We start from the raw sequence: 15,779 nt of genomic DNA, 5'->3' as shown, positions 1-15,779 counted from the left end.
GCGCCCAGTACGGGAGTTGTCAGTGAGCGTGTGGCGTGGGCTGTGGTGAGGGCGCGGCCGTCAGGTGGGCGGCGATGGTGCGGGCGCACTCCAGGGATTCGGTGCGGGTGGTGTCCACTTCGAGGTCGTAGGTGACGCCCCGGTGCGCGAGTTCGGCCTGGGTCGCGGCCATTCCGGCGGCCCGGTCCCCGCGTCCGATCTCCCGTCCCGCCGCGACGGCCGGGTCGCAGCGGACCCCCACCCAGAGCACGGGAAGCCCCTCCAGCGCCTCGCGCCAGCGCGCCTGGGAGTCGGCGCCGCCGAGGAAGACGTCGTCGACGATCACCGGCGCTCCCGCGCGTACGGTCGCGGCCACACCCCGCATCCAGGCACCCTCCAGCGCCCGGAAGGTGTCCCCGACGGCCACCTGGCCGTCGTCGGAGAAGGCGATCCCGGTGTCCGAGGCGCGCAGCGCGGCGGGCAGCGAGTCGACGAAGCCGTCGATCCCGCAGCTCAGCCACGGCTCGGGAAGCACCGCTTGCAGACAGCGCGCGATCCCGGTCTTGCCCGCGCTGGAACCTCCGTTGAGCACGATCACGCGTGCAGTTATCCGTGTGGTCGTATGCGTCGTCGTCTGGGCCGTTGTCCGTGTGGTCACCCGTCGAGAGTAGGGACCGGGGCGGCGGGGGCAAGCGAATTTGTTCCGGGCTTCCCGCCCGGTCCGCGTGCCACGTGCCACGGGCCTCGCCGCCGCCGGGTCCACCGCCGGGTCCACCGCCTCCACCCGCGTCCGCTCCTGCGCGACGCCCGCACTCCACCGCGCTCCTCCCGGCTCCTCCGGGCTCCTCCCAGGGGTGGAGCGGCAGCGCCCGAAGATTGGACTTTGGTCAGTGTCGGGCCCTCGCTTTCCTCACTTACGGTCGGGGACGTGTCGTACGTACGCCAATGCGGGCAGGCGCTCGTCTCGGGGAGCACTCTGCCGCTCGCCCTCGCGGCCGTCGCCGTCGTCCTGAGTACCGTCAGCGGCTGGTGGGCCCTGCTCGCCGTGGTCGCCGCGTTTCTGGCGGGGCGGGGGCCCGGGCGTGGCGGGAGCGCGGCCTGGGTGCTCGCCTCCGGGGTGTTGCTCGCGGCGCTCGCCGTGGTCGTGCGTCCGGTGTGGCTGGTCCGGGGTACGGATTTCGTGTGGGTGCTGGTGGGTGCCGCGATGGTGCCCTGGTTCGCCGGACGGTTCTGGCGCCAGTGCCGGCTCCTGACGCGCGCGGGCTGGGAGCGTGCCGAGCAACTGGAGCGCGAACGCAGGCTTGTCGCCGAACAGGCCCGGCTGCGTGAACGGGCGCGTATCGCCCAGGACATGCACGATCTGCTCGGACACGAACTCAGCCTGATCGCCCTGTCCGCGGGCGCGCTCAAACTCGAACCCGGCCTCGCCGAACGGCACCGTCTCGTCGCACAGGACATCCGCTCCCGCGCCGGTGCCGCCGTGGAACGCCTCGGCGAGGTCATCGGCGTACTGCGCGAGGACAACGGCACAGCCCCGCTCGGCCCCGCCGACACCGACATCACCGCCCTCGTCGACGCCGCCCGCACGGCGGGGCTCACTGTCGAACTGCGCGCCCAGGGCGACCCGTTGGAGGCTCCCACGGTGGTCAGGCACGCCACCCACCGCGTCGTACAGGAAGCCCTCACCAACGCCGCCAAACACGCCCCGCACTCCACCACCCGCGTCCTGCTCAGCCACGGCGCGGCCGAGACCTCCGTACGGGTGGAGAGCGGCGGCGGGGGAACGAGGGCCCCACTGCGGGGCGTCGGCAGCGGTACCGGGCTGATCAGTCTCGACGAGCGGGTGCGCCTTGCGGGCGGCGTCTTCGCGTACGGCCCGCGCGGCGGGGTGTTCACCGTGGAGGCCCGGCTGCCGCACGCCCACGGGGCCGCGGGTGGTCCCGTACGGTCCGGGGCGTACGAGTTGGGGGAGTCGTACGAGTACGGGGAGCGGTACGAGGCGGGCGGCGCGGGCGAGTTGCCGGTGGAGCACCGCAGGGCCCGTCGCGGTACGGCGCGGATTCTGCTCGCGGCGTGTGTGCTGCCGCTTGCCACCGGGGCCGTGCTGTACGCCGTGATCGTGGGCTGGAACATGCGCTCGGCCGCCCGCACGGTGCTCAGCGAGGAGAACTACTCCCGCCTCCACGTGGGCCAGAACCGGGCCTCGGCCGAGCGGCTGCTGCCGGACCACCAGACCGCCGACCGTCCCGACGCGGCGGAGCCGGACGGCGCCGACGTGAGCTGCCAGTACTACGCGCGCACCGCGAACCGTTTCGACGATCTGTCCGGTGACGTGTACCGGGTCTGCTTCGCGCAGGGGCGGGTTCGCTCTCTCGACGCGTACGGGATGAGGGTGTCGGGCGGTGCCGGAAGCCCGCAGCAAGAGAGGCAAGAGGAGCAAGAGGAGCGAGAGGGGCGAGAGGAGCAAGAGGAGCGAGAGGGGCAAGAAGAACCGGAACAAGAGGGACAGGAAGAAGGAGAGGAACGGATCGCGTGACCGAACAACCTGGGGCCGGGGCCGCCCCCGCCGCTCCCGTCCGCGTACTCGTCGCCGACGACGAGCCGATGATGCGGGCCGGTGTGCGGGCCGTGCTGGCGGTGGATCCGCGGATCGAGGTCGTCGCGGAGGCGGCCGACGGGCGGCAGGCGGTGGATCTGGCGCAGCGGCACCGGCCGCACGTCGCCGTGCTCGACATCAGGATGCCCGGCACCGACGGCATCGAGGCGACGGCGGAGATCCGCAGGACCGTGCCGGGCACCGGCGTGGTCGTACTGACCACCTTCGGCGAGGACGAGTACATCCTGCGGGCGCTGGAGAACGGCGCCGCAGGATTCCTCATCAAGTCCGGCGAACCCGAGGAACTCCTCGCCGGGGTACGGGCGGTGGCCGACGGCGCCGCCTACCTCTCACCCCGCGTCGCGGCCCGCGTCCTCGCCCATCTCTCGGCGGGCGGCGACCTGTCCGGGCGCCGGGGCAGGGCCCGGCAACGGATCGAGGCGCTGACTGGCCGGGAGCGCGAGGTACTCGCCCTGATCGGCGCCGGTCTGTCCAACGGCCGTATCGCGCGCAGGCTGCATGTGGTCGAGGGCACGGTGAAGGCGCACGTCAGCTCCATCCTGGCCAGGCTCGGCGTGGACAACCGTGCCGCTGCCGCCGTGGTCGCCCACGAGGCGGGGCTGATTCCGCCGGGTGGCGGCGTGGCAGCCGGCGATGCCCTCGACGCCACCTGAGCCCCAACCGACAAGCCGTGAAAGGAGGTTGGCGGTAGCGGTAGCGGTAGCGGTAGCGGTGGCGGCGGCCAGGGGCAGGAGCGCGAGCATGAAGGTGAGAGTCGTGCCCGCGCCGAGGGCGGCACCGGCGAGCACGTCGTGCGGGTAGTGGACGCCGAGCAGTACGCGCAGCAGGGCCGCCGACGCTGCCAGCGGCAGGGCGTAGGCGGCGAGGCGCGGGCGCAGTACGCAGATCCCGGCGGCCAGGCCGAAGGCGAGACTCGCGTGATTGCTGGGGAAGGACCAGTCGCCGGTCGGCGGACAGTCACCGGCCGCCGCCGCGTCCCGCAGCACACGGCAGGGCCGCTCCTCGTCCACGGCCAGCTTCACCGCCTCGCTCAGCGCATACGCGGCGAGCGTGCCGGAACCGGCCGCCACGGTGCCGCCGAGCAGCCGCGCGTCCCGCCCGCGCACGCCCTGCCACACGAGCAGGGCGAGCAGTGTCGCCAGCGCCAACAGGCTTGCGGGCGAGGCGAGTTCGAGCAGCGCACCGAGCCATCCGGGCGCCGCGTCGACGGTGTCCGTGAGCTCCCCGTACGCCCGTGCCGACCAGCCGTGGCGTACGCGTACGGCTTCCGGGGTGCCGAGGCCGCCGGGGGCGAGCGCGGTCACTGCGGTGGCGGTGGCGGCGGCCGTCAGGGTGGCGAGGGCTGGGCCTGTCCAGCGGGAGAGGGATCGGGAGCGGGATCGGGAGCGGGATCGGGAGCGGGAGGGGGTGCTGCCGCGCCTGTCTGGTTTCGTCGCTACGAGGGGCCGGACCGTACTCATTGCTTTGGCTGTCCCGGTCGCGTCGGTCGTCCTGGCTGTCCTGGCTGTCCTGGCTGTCCGGGCCGTCCCGGTCGTGTCGGCTGTTTGCCTCGTCATGCCGTGAAGTTAGGAAAAGGGCTGGTGGGTGGGGATCGGGCGAAGGTGAGGGCGGGCGTATGACCTTCGTCAGGGGGTGGATTCGGGTGGGTGTCGGGGGTGGGTCCGGGTGGCCCAGCGGTCCCGGTACCCCCGCCTGACTCGCTCGTTGGTCGAATCAGTGCTGTCGAACCTGTGGCCCGGGCCACGCCGACTGCCTACCATCGATCACCGCAAGACTTTGTGCACCGTCGCACAAGCTCGCCGGGAGGCCACCTTGCACAGCCCGCACCGCGGCAGTCGTCCGCACCGCCGTCGTACCGCGCTCGCGCTCTCCGCCGCGTTCGTCGCCGCGGCGCCCCTGCTCGCCGCCTGCGGCAACGAGGCCCACCCGGGCGCCGCGGCCGTCGTCGGCGACGAACGCATCACGGTCTCGCAGTTGGAGAACCGGGTGAACGAGGTCCGGGACGCGCAACGGGACGCGACCGGCGGCGGGCAGCGATACGCCCAGGCCATCGCCAAGACCGGCGGCCTGACCCGCGAAACCCTGCACACCATGGTGCTCGACCGGATCCTCGACCAGGCCGCCAAGGACGCCGGTGTCAGCGTGAACCGGCGCGAGATCCAGGAGATGCGCGGCGAACTCGAAGGCCAGACCGGTGGCGCCAAGGGGCTGGAGGCGAGCTGGCTCCAGCAGTACGCCGTCGCCCCGGAACGGCTCGACGAATCGCTGCGCTCGGAGCTGCTCGCCCAGAAGCTCGCCCGCAAGATCGGCGCCGACATGAACACCAAGCAGGGCCAGAGCACCTTCTGGGCCGCACTCTCCCGCGCCTCGAAGAAGCTCGACGTCGACCTCAACCCCCGCTACGGCACCTGGGACGTGGACAACAGCCGCCGCGCGGACATCCGCACGCCGTGGCTGCGCGAGGTGTCCGGGCAGGAGAGGTCAGTCTGAGGCCAGCTGTGTCCGAGCTCGTGGACGAGGCCCGGGGGTGAGGCCCGGGACGACGCCCCGGGTCGGCGGCTCTGCGGTGTCGGCCGGAGCGAGGGGTTTCCCGCTGTGACCTGCGGTGGAACGAGTTTTCCACAGGGTCGGTGTGCCTCCGCGGGCAGGTTGTCCACAGGGCCGCGTGAGGCATACGCCCGGTGGGTTACGTTCGGTGCGTGAACGCTACGCCTGAAACGGCCGCCGGCCGCATCGTCCTGCTCACCACCAGCCACCGGGTCGCCCCGGGCCTGCTCGCCTGGCCCGCCTGGCAGGCACTGCACGCGGCGGACCGTGTGCTGTGCGCACAAGCGGCGCACCCCCAGCTCCCCTACCTGCGGGAGGCCGGGGTCCTGGTCGAGCAGGAAGTGCCGGTCGCCCGCGAACTCGTCGACTGGTGCGACGGCGGCCGCACCGTGGTCGTCGTCGCCACGGGTGAGGGCGACCGCAAACTCACCGACGGCCTCGCCACGCTGGCGGGTTCGGGCCGAGTGACCATGCCCGAACTGGAACTGCTGCCCGCCTCCTACGACCTCCCGGGCGCCCGGCTCCTCGACCTCGTCCAGGTCATGGACCGCATCAGAGCCGAGTGCCCCTGGTCCTCCCGGCAGACCCACGAAGGGCTCGCGAAGTACGCGATCGAGGAGGCGTACGAACTCGTCGAGGCGATCGAACAGGGCGACCGCGACGAACTCCGCGAGGAACTCGGCGACGTCCTGCTCCAGGTCGTCTTCCACGCCCGGATCGCCGAGGAGGGCCTGGCCGGGGGAGAAGCGGGACTCCAGGAAGAAGGAGATGGAGAAGAAGAGGAAGAGGAAGGGCGAGAGGGAGAAGAGGCAGGAGCGGGGGCGTTCTCCATCGACGACGTCGCGGCCGGGATCGTGGACAAGCTCATCCACCGCCACCCGCACGTCTTCGGGGACGAGACGGCGAGCACGCCGGAGGACGTGAAGGCGCACTGGATGCGTACCAAGGCGGAGGAGAAGCAGCGGGACTCCGTCACCGAAGGGGTGCCGCTCGGGCAGCCGGGGCTCGCCCTGGCAGCCAAGCTCGGCTCACGGGCGCGCGGCGCCGGGCTCGACGTTCCGCTTCCCGCCGGTGAGGGGATCGGCTACCAACTGCTCGCACTGGCGCTGAGTGCGGAGCGCGAGGGTGTCGACCCCGAGGCGGCGCTGCGGTCGGCGGCGCGCGCCTACCGGGACGCGATCCTGGTCGCGGAGGGGCGATGACCATGTCCGGGGCGAACCTGTCCGGGGCGAACGTGTCCGGCGGCTCGGGGACGGAGGGCGCCCCCGAACTGTTCACCTGGGAGTTCGCCGCCGACCCCTACCCGGCGTACGCCTGGCTGCGCGAGCACGCCCCGGTGCACCGCACCCGGCTGCCCAGCGGGGTGGAGGCGTGGCTGGTGACGCGGTACGCGGAGGCCCGCCTGGCGCTGGCCGACCCCCGGCTGAGCAAGAACCCGGCGCATCACGACGAACCGGCGCACGCCAAGGGGAAAACGGGCATCCCGGGTGAGCGCAAGGCCGAGCTGATGACGCACCTGCTCAACATCGACCCGCCCGACCACACCCGTCTGCGCCGACTCGTCTCGAAGGCGTTCACCCCACGCCGGGTCGCCGAATTCGCCCCGCGCGTCCAGGAGTTGACCGACCGGCTCATCGACGGATTCGCGGAGCGCGGCGAGGCGGACCTCATCCACGAGTTCGCCTTCCCGCTGCCCATCTACGCCATCTGCGACCTGCTCGGCGTCCCCCGCGAGGACCAGGACGACTTCCGTGACTGGGCCGGGATGATGATCCGGCACGGGAACCCGGCGGGTGGGGGTGGCAGCCGCAGCGGTGGCGGCGGGGGCGGGAAGAACTCCGGAGGGTCGCGGGGCGGGGTCGCCCGGTCGGTGAAGATGATGCGGGGCTATCTCGCCGAGCTGATCCACCGCAAACGCGCGGGGCTCGGGCACGAGGGCGAGGACGATCTGATCTCCGGTCTCATCCGTGCCTCGGACCACGGTGAGCAACTCACCGAGAACGAGGTCGTCGCGATGGCCTTCATCCTGCTCTTCGCGGGCTTCGAGACCACCGTCAACCTCATCGGGAACGGTACGTACACGCTGCTGCGGCGCCCCGCCGACCGTCTCCGCTTCCAGGATGCGGTGACGGCCGGGGACTCGGCACTCGTCGCCTCGGCGGTGGAGGAACTGCTGCGCTACGACGGCCCGGTGGAGATGGCCACCTGGCGGTTCGCCACCGAGCCGCTGGAGCTGGGCGGGCAGTCCATCGCCACCGGTGATCCGGTACTCGTCGTCCTCGCAGCCGCGGACCGCGACCCGCAGCGGTTCACGGAACCGGACACCCTCGACCTCGCCCGCAGCGACAACCAGCACCTCGGCTACGGCCACGGTATCCACTACTGCCTCGGCGCACCGCTCGCCCGCCTGGAGGGCCAGATCGCGCTCGGCACCCTGCTGAGCCGGATACCCGATCTCCAACTCGACGCGGATCCCGAGGAGTTGCGCTGGCGGGGCGGACTCATCATGCGGGGACTGCGGACGCTGCCGGTCACCTTCGAGCCGACCGTAAGGTCCGGTTCGCTGCCGAATGGAGGGTGCTGAGGGGCGGTTCCGGTTCGCGGGCTTGTGTGGGGTGGGGTGGGAGGGCGCGGAGGGGGTGGGGGAGGGAGGGGGGTGGGGGAGGGGAGGGCCCCCAAGGAAGGCGAGGCAAATGGCGAGGCAAATGGCGAGGCGAAGCGGCGGAAGCTGCAGCCCACTCGACCTTGAACCGCAGCCCGCCTGAGCTCGAACCGCAGGCGGCGCGAGCTCGAACCGCACCCTGACCGAGCCTCGAACCGCAGGCGGCGCGAGCCCGAACCGCAGGCGGCACGAGCCCGAACCGCACCCTGGGCAAGCCCCCGAACCGCAGCCGAGCAAGCCCCGAACCGCACCCCGCGCCCCAACTCCCTGCACCAGGCTGAGACCGCGCCCCGAACCGCAGCCTGCCGCGCCGTCCGAACCGAACGCGCCCCGCTCCGGAACCGAACGCGCTCCGCTCCCGGATCGAATGCTCCCCACCCCCGAACCGAACGCACCCCACCCCCCCCGAACCGAACGCCCCCCCCGCCCCGAACCAAACACCCGCACCACCCCAAATCCCCACCCACCCCAAAGTCGATTCACGACCGACCGCAACCTTGGCGTCCACCCGGGAACTCCCATGAGAACGGCGGGAAACTGACGCCTCGTCACGACTGTGATCTTCGCGTGATCCCCGCTGCATCGACTTGTGACATGCGTTCGACCCGGCTACGTTCACGGGCAACTCGGCGGCGGGCGCCACAGCTGCCGCAGTCGTCACAGCTGTCACGCGAAAGGGCTCCGCATGCTCTCCGGGAACGGTCGTCACCGTCGACCCCGTCAGGCTCCGGCGTTCGTCGTCACAGCAGGAGTGACCGGCACGGCACTGGCTCTGCCGCTGCTGGCCGGTACCGTCGCGCACGCCGCGGACGGTGCCACCTGGGACCGGCTCGCCGACTGCGAGAGCGGCGGTGCGTGGAGCGCGAACGCGGGCAACGGCTATTACGGCGGCCTGCAGTTGACCCTGGGGGACTGGCAGAAGTACGGCGGGCTCGACTACGCCGAGCGTCCCGATCTGGCAAGCCGCTCCCAGCAGATAGCCGTCGCCGAGCAGATACTCGACGACCTCGGCGCCGACGAGTGGGCGGCCTGTGCGGCGGTCGCGGAGCTGACCGACGACGGCCCGGACCCGTCCGTCGACCCGGGCGTCCCGGACCGCGACGAGTCCGAACCGCCCCGCACCCCGGCACCCGACCCCACCGAAAGCCCGGAGCCCACAGACGGCCCCACGGACGACCCCGCGACCCCCACGGACGACCCCGGCACTCCCACCGAGAGCCCCGCCCCGTCCGACTCCACGGACCCGTCCGACCCGTCCGACTCCACGGACCCGTCCGACGACCCCACCAGCCCCACACCCCCCACCACCCCGAAGCCCACAAACCCCGATAACTCGGGCGATACCACCCCCGGAGGCAACAACTCCCCCGAAACCGGCGAGACTTCAAACCCGAAGCCCGCCCCTTCGGACGCCCCTTCGGACGCCCCTTCGGACGCCCCTTCGGACGCCCCTTCGGGCACCCCGCCGGACAGCCCGTCCGGCACCCCCTCGGACACTCCGTCCGACCCCCCCTCCGAAGACCCCACCGGCCGTCACCGCGGCGACCCGGCTCCCGACGACACCCCTGATGAGCACCCCGGCAGGGGCTCCGGCCGTCACTCGCGCCCGGGTGATGCGCCTGCGGGTGCGGAGGGTTCGTACACCGTCCGGGCCGGGGACAATCTCTGGGCCATCGCGGGTGCACATGACATCGAGGGCGGCTGGCCGGAGTTGTACGCGCTGAACCGGCAGACGGTCGGCGGCGATCCGGACCTCATTCTCCCCGGTCAGACGCTGTCTCTTGGGTCCGAATCGGACGCACGCAAAGGCTAGTTAGTGCCTTGATGTCCGTTTTGGTGAAACTGAGAGATGGGTCTCAGAAGCCCTGATCGTCTTTGGAAAACCGACGATCGCATGTTTACGGTCGTGACCGCTCGCCACAGCGGGCCCCTGTGGTCGTCACGCCGAATCCTGCCGACGTCCGCCGGGAACAGTCGTCGCGTCAAGCGCCGTTGGCAGGAGCGGGGGACCCAAGGTTTGCGCCGGGGCCCGTGCCGGCCGGGCAGCGAGCTGCTGCCCGCCCGCGGGAACCGGCTAGGGGTGAAGTCGCACAGCTGAAGCGTGCGGCCGGGCAAATTCGTCACCGGCTCGTCCGAGTCGGGGGCACCCCATCGGCCCGAACCCGACAGCTCACCTCGCAGGCGTCGGTGAGGGGATCACTCCATGCTGCTTTCCGGCAAGGGCAAGCACCGTCGCCCGACCTTCTTCAACCGCACCGCCCGCGTCGTCACGCTCGCCGGTGTCGCCGGCGCCGCGGTCGCCGCCCCGCTGGTCGCCACCGGCTCGGCCTCCGCCGCCACCGCCTCCGAGTGGGACAAGGTCGCCCAGTGCGAGTCCGGCGGCAACTGGTCCATCAACACGGGCAACGGCTACTACGGCGGCCTGCAGTTCAGCAGCTCCACCTGGGCCGGTTACGGCGGTACGCAGTACGCCTCGCGCGCCGACCTGGCCACCAAGGAGCAGCAGATAGCCGTCGCCGAGAAGGTCCTCGCGGGCCAGGGCAAGGGCGCCTGGCCGTCCTGCGGTGTGGGCCTGTCCAACACCCCGTACCAGGGTGGCGGCACCGCCGAGCCCGCCCCGCAGCAGGAGACCAAGCCCGCCGAGGAGCGTTCCTCGCGCACCGAGGACCGCAAGGCCCCGGCGAAGCAGGAGACCGTCAAGACCCCGACCGGCAAGAAGGTCGCCAAGGGTGACGGCGAGTACAAGGTCGTCAAGGGCGACACCCTCAGCGAGATCGCGTCCGAGCACAAGGTCAAGGGCGGCTGGCAGAAGCTGTTCAAGCTGAACGACGACATCGTCGACGAGGCCGACCTCATCTACCCGGGTCAGCGGCTCCACCTGAGCTGACCCTGCCCGCGAGGGCGACCCCGTCCGGACCGGGCGGCTTCACCCCCCTGGGTCCGCCCGGACCGTCACCGCTCTCGCAGACCGCCCCGCCCCGCGCGTTCTCCCCCGTACGCGCCGGGGCGGGGCTCTTTTGCGGCCGGGGTGTGCCCCGCGTCGTACGCACTCCGCACCCGCACAGGAAAGCCGAGTTCACCCACCACTCACCGGCTTCACCCGCATTCAGCCGCCTTTGTCCCCCATTTCGTCCCGGTGTGTGGGCCGTCGAACCTCGCCCGGGGTCACTGCGGCTAGGCTCTTGCCGCGTGGGCAGCCTCCACCGAGGGGCCGTCCCGCAGTCCCACGTCACATCCCAGAAGGAGATGCTCGTGCCGTCCATCGACGTCGTCGTAGCCCGGGAAATCCTGGACTCCCGAGGCAACCCCACCGTCGAGGTCGAGGTCGGCCTCGACGACGGCAGCACCGGCCGTGCGGCCGTCCCGTCCGGCGCCTCCACCGGCGCCTTCGAGGCCCTGGAGCTCCGCGACCAGGACGCCAGCCGCTACAACGGCAAGGGTGTCGAGAAGGCCGTCCTCGCGGTCATCGAGCAGATCGGCCCGGAGCTCGTCGGCTACGACGCCACCGAGCAGCGCCTGATCGACCAGGCCATGTTCGACCTGGACGCCACCCCGGACAAGTCCTCGCTCGGCGCCAACGCCATCCTCGGCGTCTCGCTCGCCGTGGCCCACGCCGCCTCCGAGGCCAGCGACCTGCCGCTGTTCCGCTACCTGGGCGGACCCAACGCGCACCTGCTGCCGGTGCCGATGATGAACATCCTCAACGGCGGTTCGCACGCGGACTCCAATGTGGACATCCAGGAGTTCATGATCGCCCCGATCGGCGCGGAGTCCTTCTCCGAGGCGCTGCGCTGGGGCACCGAGGTCTACCACACCCTCAAGAAGGTCCTGAAGGACCGCAACCTGTCGACCGGCCTCGGTGACGAGGGCGGCTTCGCCCCCAACCTCGGCTCCAACCGCGAGGCCCTGGACCTGATCCTGGTCGCGATCAAGGAGGCCGGTTACGTCCCCGGCCAGCAGGTCGCGCTCGCCCTCGACGTCGCCGCCTCCGAGTTCTACAAGGACGGCGCGTACGAGTTCGAGGGCAAGGCACGCTCCGCCGCCGAGATGACGGAGTACTACGAGGAGCTCGTCGCCGCGTATCCGCTGGTCTCCATCGAGGACCCGCTGTTCGAGGACGACTGGGAGGGCTGGAAGGTCATCACCGACCGGCTCGGCGACAAGGTGCAGCTCGTCGGCGACGACCTGTTCGTCACCAACCCGGAGCGTCTGGCCCGCGGCATCGACGAGGGCGCGGCCAACGCGCTCCTCGTGAAGGTCAACCAGATCGGCTCGCTCACCGAGACCCTGGACGCGGTCGAGCTGGCCCAGCGCAACGGCTTCAAGTGCATGATGTCGCACCGCTCCGGCGAGACCGAGGACGTCACCATCGCCGACCTGGCCGTCGCCACCAACTGCGGCCAGATCAAGACCGGTGCTCCGGCCCGTTCCGAGCGTGTGGCCAAGTACAACCAGCTGCTGCGTATCGAGGAGATCCTCGACGACGCCGCGCTGTACGCGGGCCGCAGCGCCTTCCCGCGGTTCCGCGCCGACCAGTAGGCCCGGGGCCGTTCGGCCCGCGCCCGGTTACCTGTGTCCTCGCGCCCGGTCCCGTACCGTGTGCGGGGACACAGGTACGTGCATGGGAGCAGTGGGGAGGCGTCACATGGCAGGCCGTCAGGCCCCCGGAGGACCGCGGGATGCCGACAGATTCTCCACCGCCACCCGGCTCAGGCTGATCGGCGAACAGACCGCCGAACGCGTCTACCGCTCCCAGACCCGCCGCCAGGCCCGCCGCTCCCGGCTCACCGGCCGCGCCGCTCTGCTCGCCCTCGTGCTCTGCTCGCTGGTGGTGGCGCTGGCGTATCCGATGCGCCAGTACGTCTCGCAGCAGGCCGAGATCGACGATCTGCGGCGCGAGAAGGCCGAGCAGCGCGAAGAGGTGGAGAAGCTGCGGGACGCCAAGGCGCGCTGGCAGGACGACAAGTACGCGGAGCAGCAGATCCGCGAGCGGCTGCACTACGTACGCCCCGGCGAGACCGGGTACACGGTCGTCGGCCCGGAGGCGAGCGGTGAGCGCCCGCGTTCCGAGGGCGGCACCGACCGTCCCTGGTACTCGAACGTCTGGGACGGCGTCGACCGGGCGGACCGTCCGGTCGGCTGAGCGCCGTTGAGCGCCGTTCCCGACGCGCTCCCCGACCCCGACGTCCCGCCGTCCCCGCCCCGCCCCGCCCCCGGCGCTGGGGACCGTACCGGCCCGGCCGCTTCAGCGGACCGAGCGGACACCGCCCCGGTGCCCCAAGACCACGACGGAAAGACACAGTTCAGGCATGAACACCTCCGCCCCGGCGCCCGGCAACCCCGAGGAGGGGCCCGCGAGCGCGGGCACCACGCCCGGCCGCCCCGCCTCCCCGCACGGCGAACTCGCCGTCGTCACCCGCTCCGACCTGCCGCCGACCGCGCGCACCGAGCCGACCGAGGCGGACGTCGAGGCCTTCAAGCAGCAGCTCGGACGGCCCCCGCGCGGGCTGCGCGCGATCGTGCACCGGTGCCCCTGCGGTGAACCCGATGTGGTGGAGACGGCGCCGCGGCTGCCGGACGGTACGCCGTTCCCGACGCTGTACTACCTGACCTGTCCGCGGGCCTCCTCGGCCATCGGCACCCTGGAGGCCGAGGGCGTCATGAAGGAGATGACCGCCCGTCTGGCCACCGACCCCGAACTCGCCGCGCACTACCGGGCCGCCCACGAGGACTACCTGCGCCGCCGCGACGAGATCGAGGAGCTCACCGGCTTCCCCTCGGCGGGCGGGATGCCCGACCGCGTGAAGTGCCTGCATGTACTCGTCGCCCACGCGCTCGCCGCGGGCCCCGGCGTCAACCCGCTCGGCGACGAGGCGATCGAGATGCTGCCCGCGTGGTGGCGCAAGGGCCCCTGCGTCGGCCACAGTCGGACCGGTTCCGGTTCCGGTACTGGTTCCGCTTCCGGCGCCGGTTCGCCGGGCGCCACCGTCGACCCGGCCCCGTCCGGCGAAGTGAACGAGGAGTCCCAGTGACCCGGGTAGCGGCCGTCGACTGCGGTACCAATTCCATCCGTCTGCTCGTCGCCGACGCCGACCCGGCGACCGGTGAACTCACCGACCTGGACCGGCGGATGCAGATCGTCCGCCTCGGCCAGGGCGTCGACCGCACCGGCCGCCTCGCCCCCGAGGCCCTGGAGCGCACCTTCGCCGCCTGCCACGAGTACGCGGCACTCATCAAGGAACACGGCGCCGAGCGCCTCCGCTTCGTCGCCACCTCCGCCTCCCGCGACGCCGAGAACCGCGCCGACTTCGTACGGGGCGTCCTGGACATCCTGGGCGTCGAACCGGAGGTCATCAGCGGCGACCAGGAGGCGGAGTTCTCCTTCACGGGGGCGACCAGGGAGCTGGCGGGCCGTGAAAGGGAAGGCGCGAGCGCGGAGCGCTCTCGGCAGAAGGGCGGGGGTGGGCGACGGGAGGGCCTCGAACTGCCTTTCCTCGTCGTGGACATCGGCGGCGGTTCCACCGAGTTCGTCGTCGGCGAGCAGCACGTACGCGCGGCCCGTTCCGTGGACGTCGGCTGCGTACGGATGACCGAGCGCCATCTCGTCCACGACGGCAAGGTCGCCGATCCGCCGGGGCCCGCGCGGATCGCCGCCATAAAGGCGGACATCGAGGCGGCGCTCGACGAGGTGGAGCGCACCGTTCCGCTGCACGAGGCGCGCACCCTGGTGGGCCTGGCCGGTTCGGTCACCACGGTCGCCGCGATCTCGCTCGGCCTGAGCGCGTACGACTCCGCCGCCATCCACCACTCCCGCATCAGCCGCGCCCAGGTCGACGCCGTCACCGAGCGGATGCTCACCTCCACCCACGCCGAACGCGCCGCGATCCCGGTCATGCACCCCGGCCGGGTCGACGTCATCGGTGCGGGCGCCCTCGTCCTGCGAACGATCATGGAGCGCACCGGCGCGCGGGAGGTCGTGGTGAGCGAGCACGACATTCTGGACGGGATCGCCTGGAGCCTGGTGCCCGACCCTGAGTGAGAGGCCGGGGGCCCGGCCCTGCGCGGGTGAGGTGCCGTCAGGGCGGCAGGACTTCACAGATTGCGGTAGATGTCTCGTCGGTTGCCCACTTTGACGACGAGGATGAGGAGTTCGCCGTCGTTGATCTGGTAAGCGACCCGGTAGTTGCCGACCCGGAGTCGGTAGAGCCCCGACGGGCCGGTGAGTTTCTTGATGTCGGCGTCTTCACGGTAGGGATCGTCGCCGAGTGCGGTCAGCGCGGCCAGGATGCGCATGGCCTCGGGGCGGCTGATGGTTCGAAGCTGTCGTTGTGCCGCAGTGGTGAACCGGAACGCGTACTTCACGCGACGGAGTCGCCGTGCTCGGTGAACAGGTCTGCCAGCAGCTCTGCCATCGTCACGGTGGGGCCGCCCTCGGCCAGGACCGCTTCCGCCTCGCGGGCCAGCATCACGTCGGCCGCCTCTTCAAGCGCTTCGTAGTCCGCGATCGGCACTACGGCAGCCACGGGAGCGCCATTGCGGGTGATGACTGTCGGAACACCCTCCTCTGCCCGATTGATGTGGTCCGCGAGGTGTGCGCGGGCCTCCCGTACGGTCACGTTGTTATCTGCCATGAAACGAGTGTACGCGTCTTCGTGTACACGGGTACGCCCTATGGCTCGCCCTCACGGGTTCTTCCCGGGGTCATTGGGTCCGTTCTCGCGACGGCACCTCACCACCGGTGAAGGGCCTGCTCACAGGGCTTTGTTACTTGTGGGTAATGCTTCCGCTGAGCGGTTCGGGTATCGTCTGAGCGCGTACCAGGGAGGCCGGGAGACCCTCGGCGCTCACCCCGCGGGAAAAGTTCGTGAAGTTCTTCACAAGGATTCGGCCTCATTCGGTCCCGCGCAGCGCCCTGGAGGGCCCCCGGAGGGGTGCCGGAAGGCGATTTACGCGAACTCCGCCAGGGAAGCGGTG

Annotated in this window: 14 protein-coding genes, 1 pseudogene and 1 riboswitch; of the genes and pseudogenes, 11 read left to right on the top strand and 4 right to left on the bottom strand. The window is 71.5% G+C overall.

Translation table 11 applies throughout. From position 1 onward, the window contains the following. Nucleotides 1–19: 19 nt before the first annotated feature. Nucleotides 20–577: a chloramphenicol phosphotransferase CPT gene (cpt, locus tag HUT18_RS12070; protein WP_176104448.1), complete on the bottom strand. Its 558-nt coding sequence runs from the start codon at nt 575–577 to the stop codon at nt 20–22. 330 nt (nt 578–907) lie between these two features. Between cpt and HUT18_RS12065 the strand changes: the two genes are divergently transcribed. Then, nucleotides 908–2,515 carry a sensor histidine kinase gene (locus HUT18_RS12065; protein ID WP_176100324.1) on the top strand — a complete coding sequence of 536 codons (1,608 nt, stop codon included), beginning with the start codon at nt 908–910 and terminating at the stop codon, nt 2,513–2,515. Continuing rightward, nucleotides 2,512–3,249, top strand: coding sequence for a response regulator transcription factor (locus HUT18_RS12060; protein WP_303246539.1), 738 nt, complete (start codon nt 2,512–2,514; stop codon nt 3,247–3,249). Before HUT18_RS12065 ends, HUT18_RS12060 begins: the two co-directional genes overlap by 4 nt. Before the next feature lie 96 nt (nt 3,250–3,345). Here HUT18_RS12060 and HUT18_RS12055 read toward each other — a convergent pair. Then, nucleotides 3,346–4,056 (bottom strand): annotated as a pseudogene (locus tag HUT18_RS12055) (phosphatase PAP2 family protein); the annotation flags it as partial. 352 nt (nt 4,057–4,408) lie between these two features. Between HUT18_RS12055 and HUT18_RS12050 the strand changes: the two are divergent. The 9 genes from HUT18_RS12050 to HUT18_RS12010 all read left to right on the top strand — a co-directional run bounded on the left by HUT18_RS12050 (nt 4,409) and on the right by HUT18_RS12010 (nt 14,844). Beyond that, nucleotides 4,409–5,086, top strand: coding sequence for a SurA N-terminal domain-containing protein (locus HUT18_RS12050; RefSeq protein WP_254878542.1), 678 nt, complete (start codon nt 4,409–4,411; stop codon nt 5,084–5,086). 209 nt (nt 5,087–5,295) lie between these two features. After that, on the top strand, nt 5,296–6,345 hold the full coding sequence (locus HUT18_RS12045; protein ID WP_176100319.1) for a MazG family protein: 1,050 nt from the start codon (nt 5,296–5,298) through the stop codon (nt 6,343–6,345). A 2-nt stretch (nt 6,346–6,347) separates the two neighbouring features. Then, nucleotides 6,348–7,727 (top strand): cytochrome P450, encoded by a 1,380-nt coding sequence (locus HUT18_RS12040; protein WP_176104446.1) that lies wholly within the window; start codon nt 6,348–6,350, stop codon nt 7,725–7,727. 829 nt (nt 7,728–8,556) lie between these two features. Continuing rightward, entirely contained in the window at nt 8,557–9,618 is a 1,062-nt protein-coding gene (locus HUT18_RS12035; RefSeq protein ID WP_368661520.1) for a transglycosylase family protein, read from the top strand. Between the two features lie 164 nt (nt 9,619–9,782). After that, a riboswitch (cyclic di-AMP (ydaO/yuaA leader) is annotated at nt 9,783–10,004 on the top strand. Between the two features lie 4 nt (nt 10,005–10,008). Then, nucleotides 10,009–10,692, top strand: coding sequence for a transglycosylase family protein (locus HUT18_RS12030; RefSeq protein ID WP_176100316.1), 684 nt, complete (start codon nt 10,009–10,011; stop codon nt 10,690–10,692). A 365-nt stretch (nt 10,693–11,057) separates the two neighbouring features. After that, entirely contained in the window at nt 11,058–12,344 is a 1,287-nt protein-coding gene (gene eno, locus HUT18_RS12025) for a phosphopyruvate hydratase (protein ID WP_176100314.1), read from the top strand. A gap of 106 nt (nt 12,345–12,450) precedes the next feature. Continuing rightward, nucleotides 12,451–12,948 (top strand): septum formation initiator family protein, encoded by a 498-nt coding sequence (locus HUT18_RS12020; RefSeq protein ID WP_176100312.1) that lies wholly within the window; start codon nt 12,451–12,453, stop codon nt 12,946–12,948. A 283-nt stretch (nt 12,949–13,231) separates the two neighbouring features. Then, a complete protein-coding gene (locus HUT18_RS12015; protein ID WP_254878983.1) occupies nt 13,232–13,837 on the top strand; it encodes a DUF501 domain-containing protein in 606 nt (201 codons plus the stop codon). Beyond that, nucleotides 13,834–14,844, top strand: a complete 1,011-nt coding sequence (locus HUT18_RS12010) for a Ppx/GppA phosphatase family protein (RefSeq protein WP_176100310.1) — start codon at nt 13,834–13,836, stop codon at nt 14,842–14,844. Before HUT18_RS12015 ends, HUT18_RS12010 begins: the two co-directional genes overlap by 4 nt. A 53-nt stretch (nt 14,845–14,897) precedes the next feature. Here HUT18_RS12010 and HUT18_RS12005 read toward each other — a convergent pair whose 3' ends face one another. Both HUT18_RS12005 and HUT18_RS12000 read right to left on the bottom strand, forming a co-directional pair. Then, a complete protein-coding gene (locus HUT18_RS12005; RefSeq protein ID WP_176100308.1) occupies nt 14,898–15,167 on the bottom strand; it encodes a type II toxin-antitoxin system RelE/ParE family toxin in 270 nt (89 codons plus the stop codon). After that, the gene (locus HUT18_RS12000) at nt 15,164–15,436 is read right to left on the bottom strand and encodes a type II toxin-antitoxin system Phd/YefM family antitoxin (protein ID WP_176100306.1); all 273 of its coding nucleotides are present in this window, start codon (nt 15,434–15,436) and stop codon (nt 15,164–15,166) included. The genes HUT18_RS12005 and HUT18_RS12000 overlap by 4 nt, the downstream gene beginning before the upstream one ends. Nucleotides 15,437–15,779 lie beyond the last annotated feature (343 nt).

It is taken from the genome of Streptomyces sp. NA04227 (assembly GCF_013364195.1).
Lineage (GTDB): Bacteria > Actinomycetota > Actinomycetes > Streptomycetales > Streptomycetaceae > Streptomyces.
Note: the sequence above shows the minus strand (reverse complement) of the source record. Positions and strands in the feature narration are given on the sequence as shown.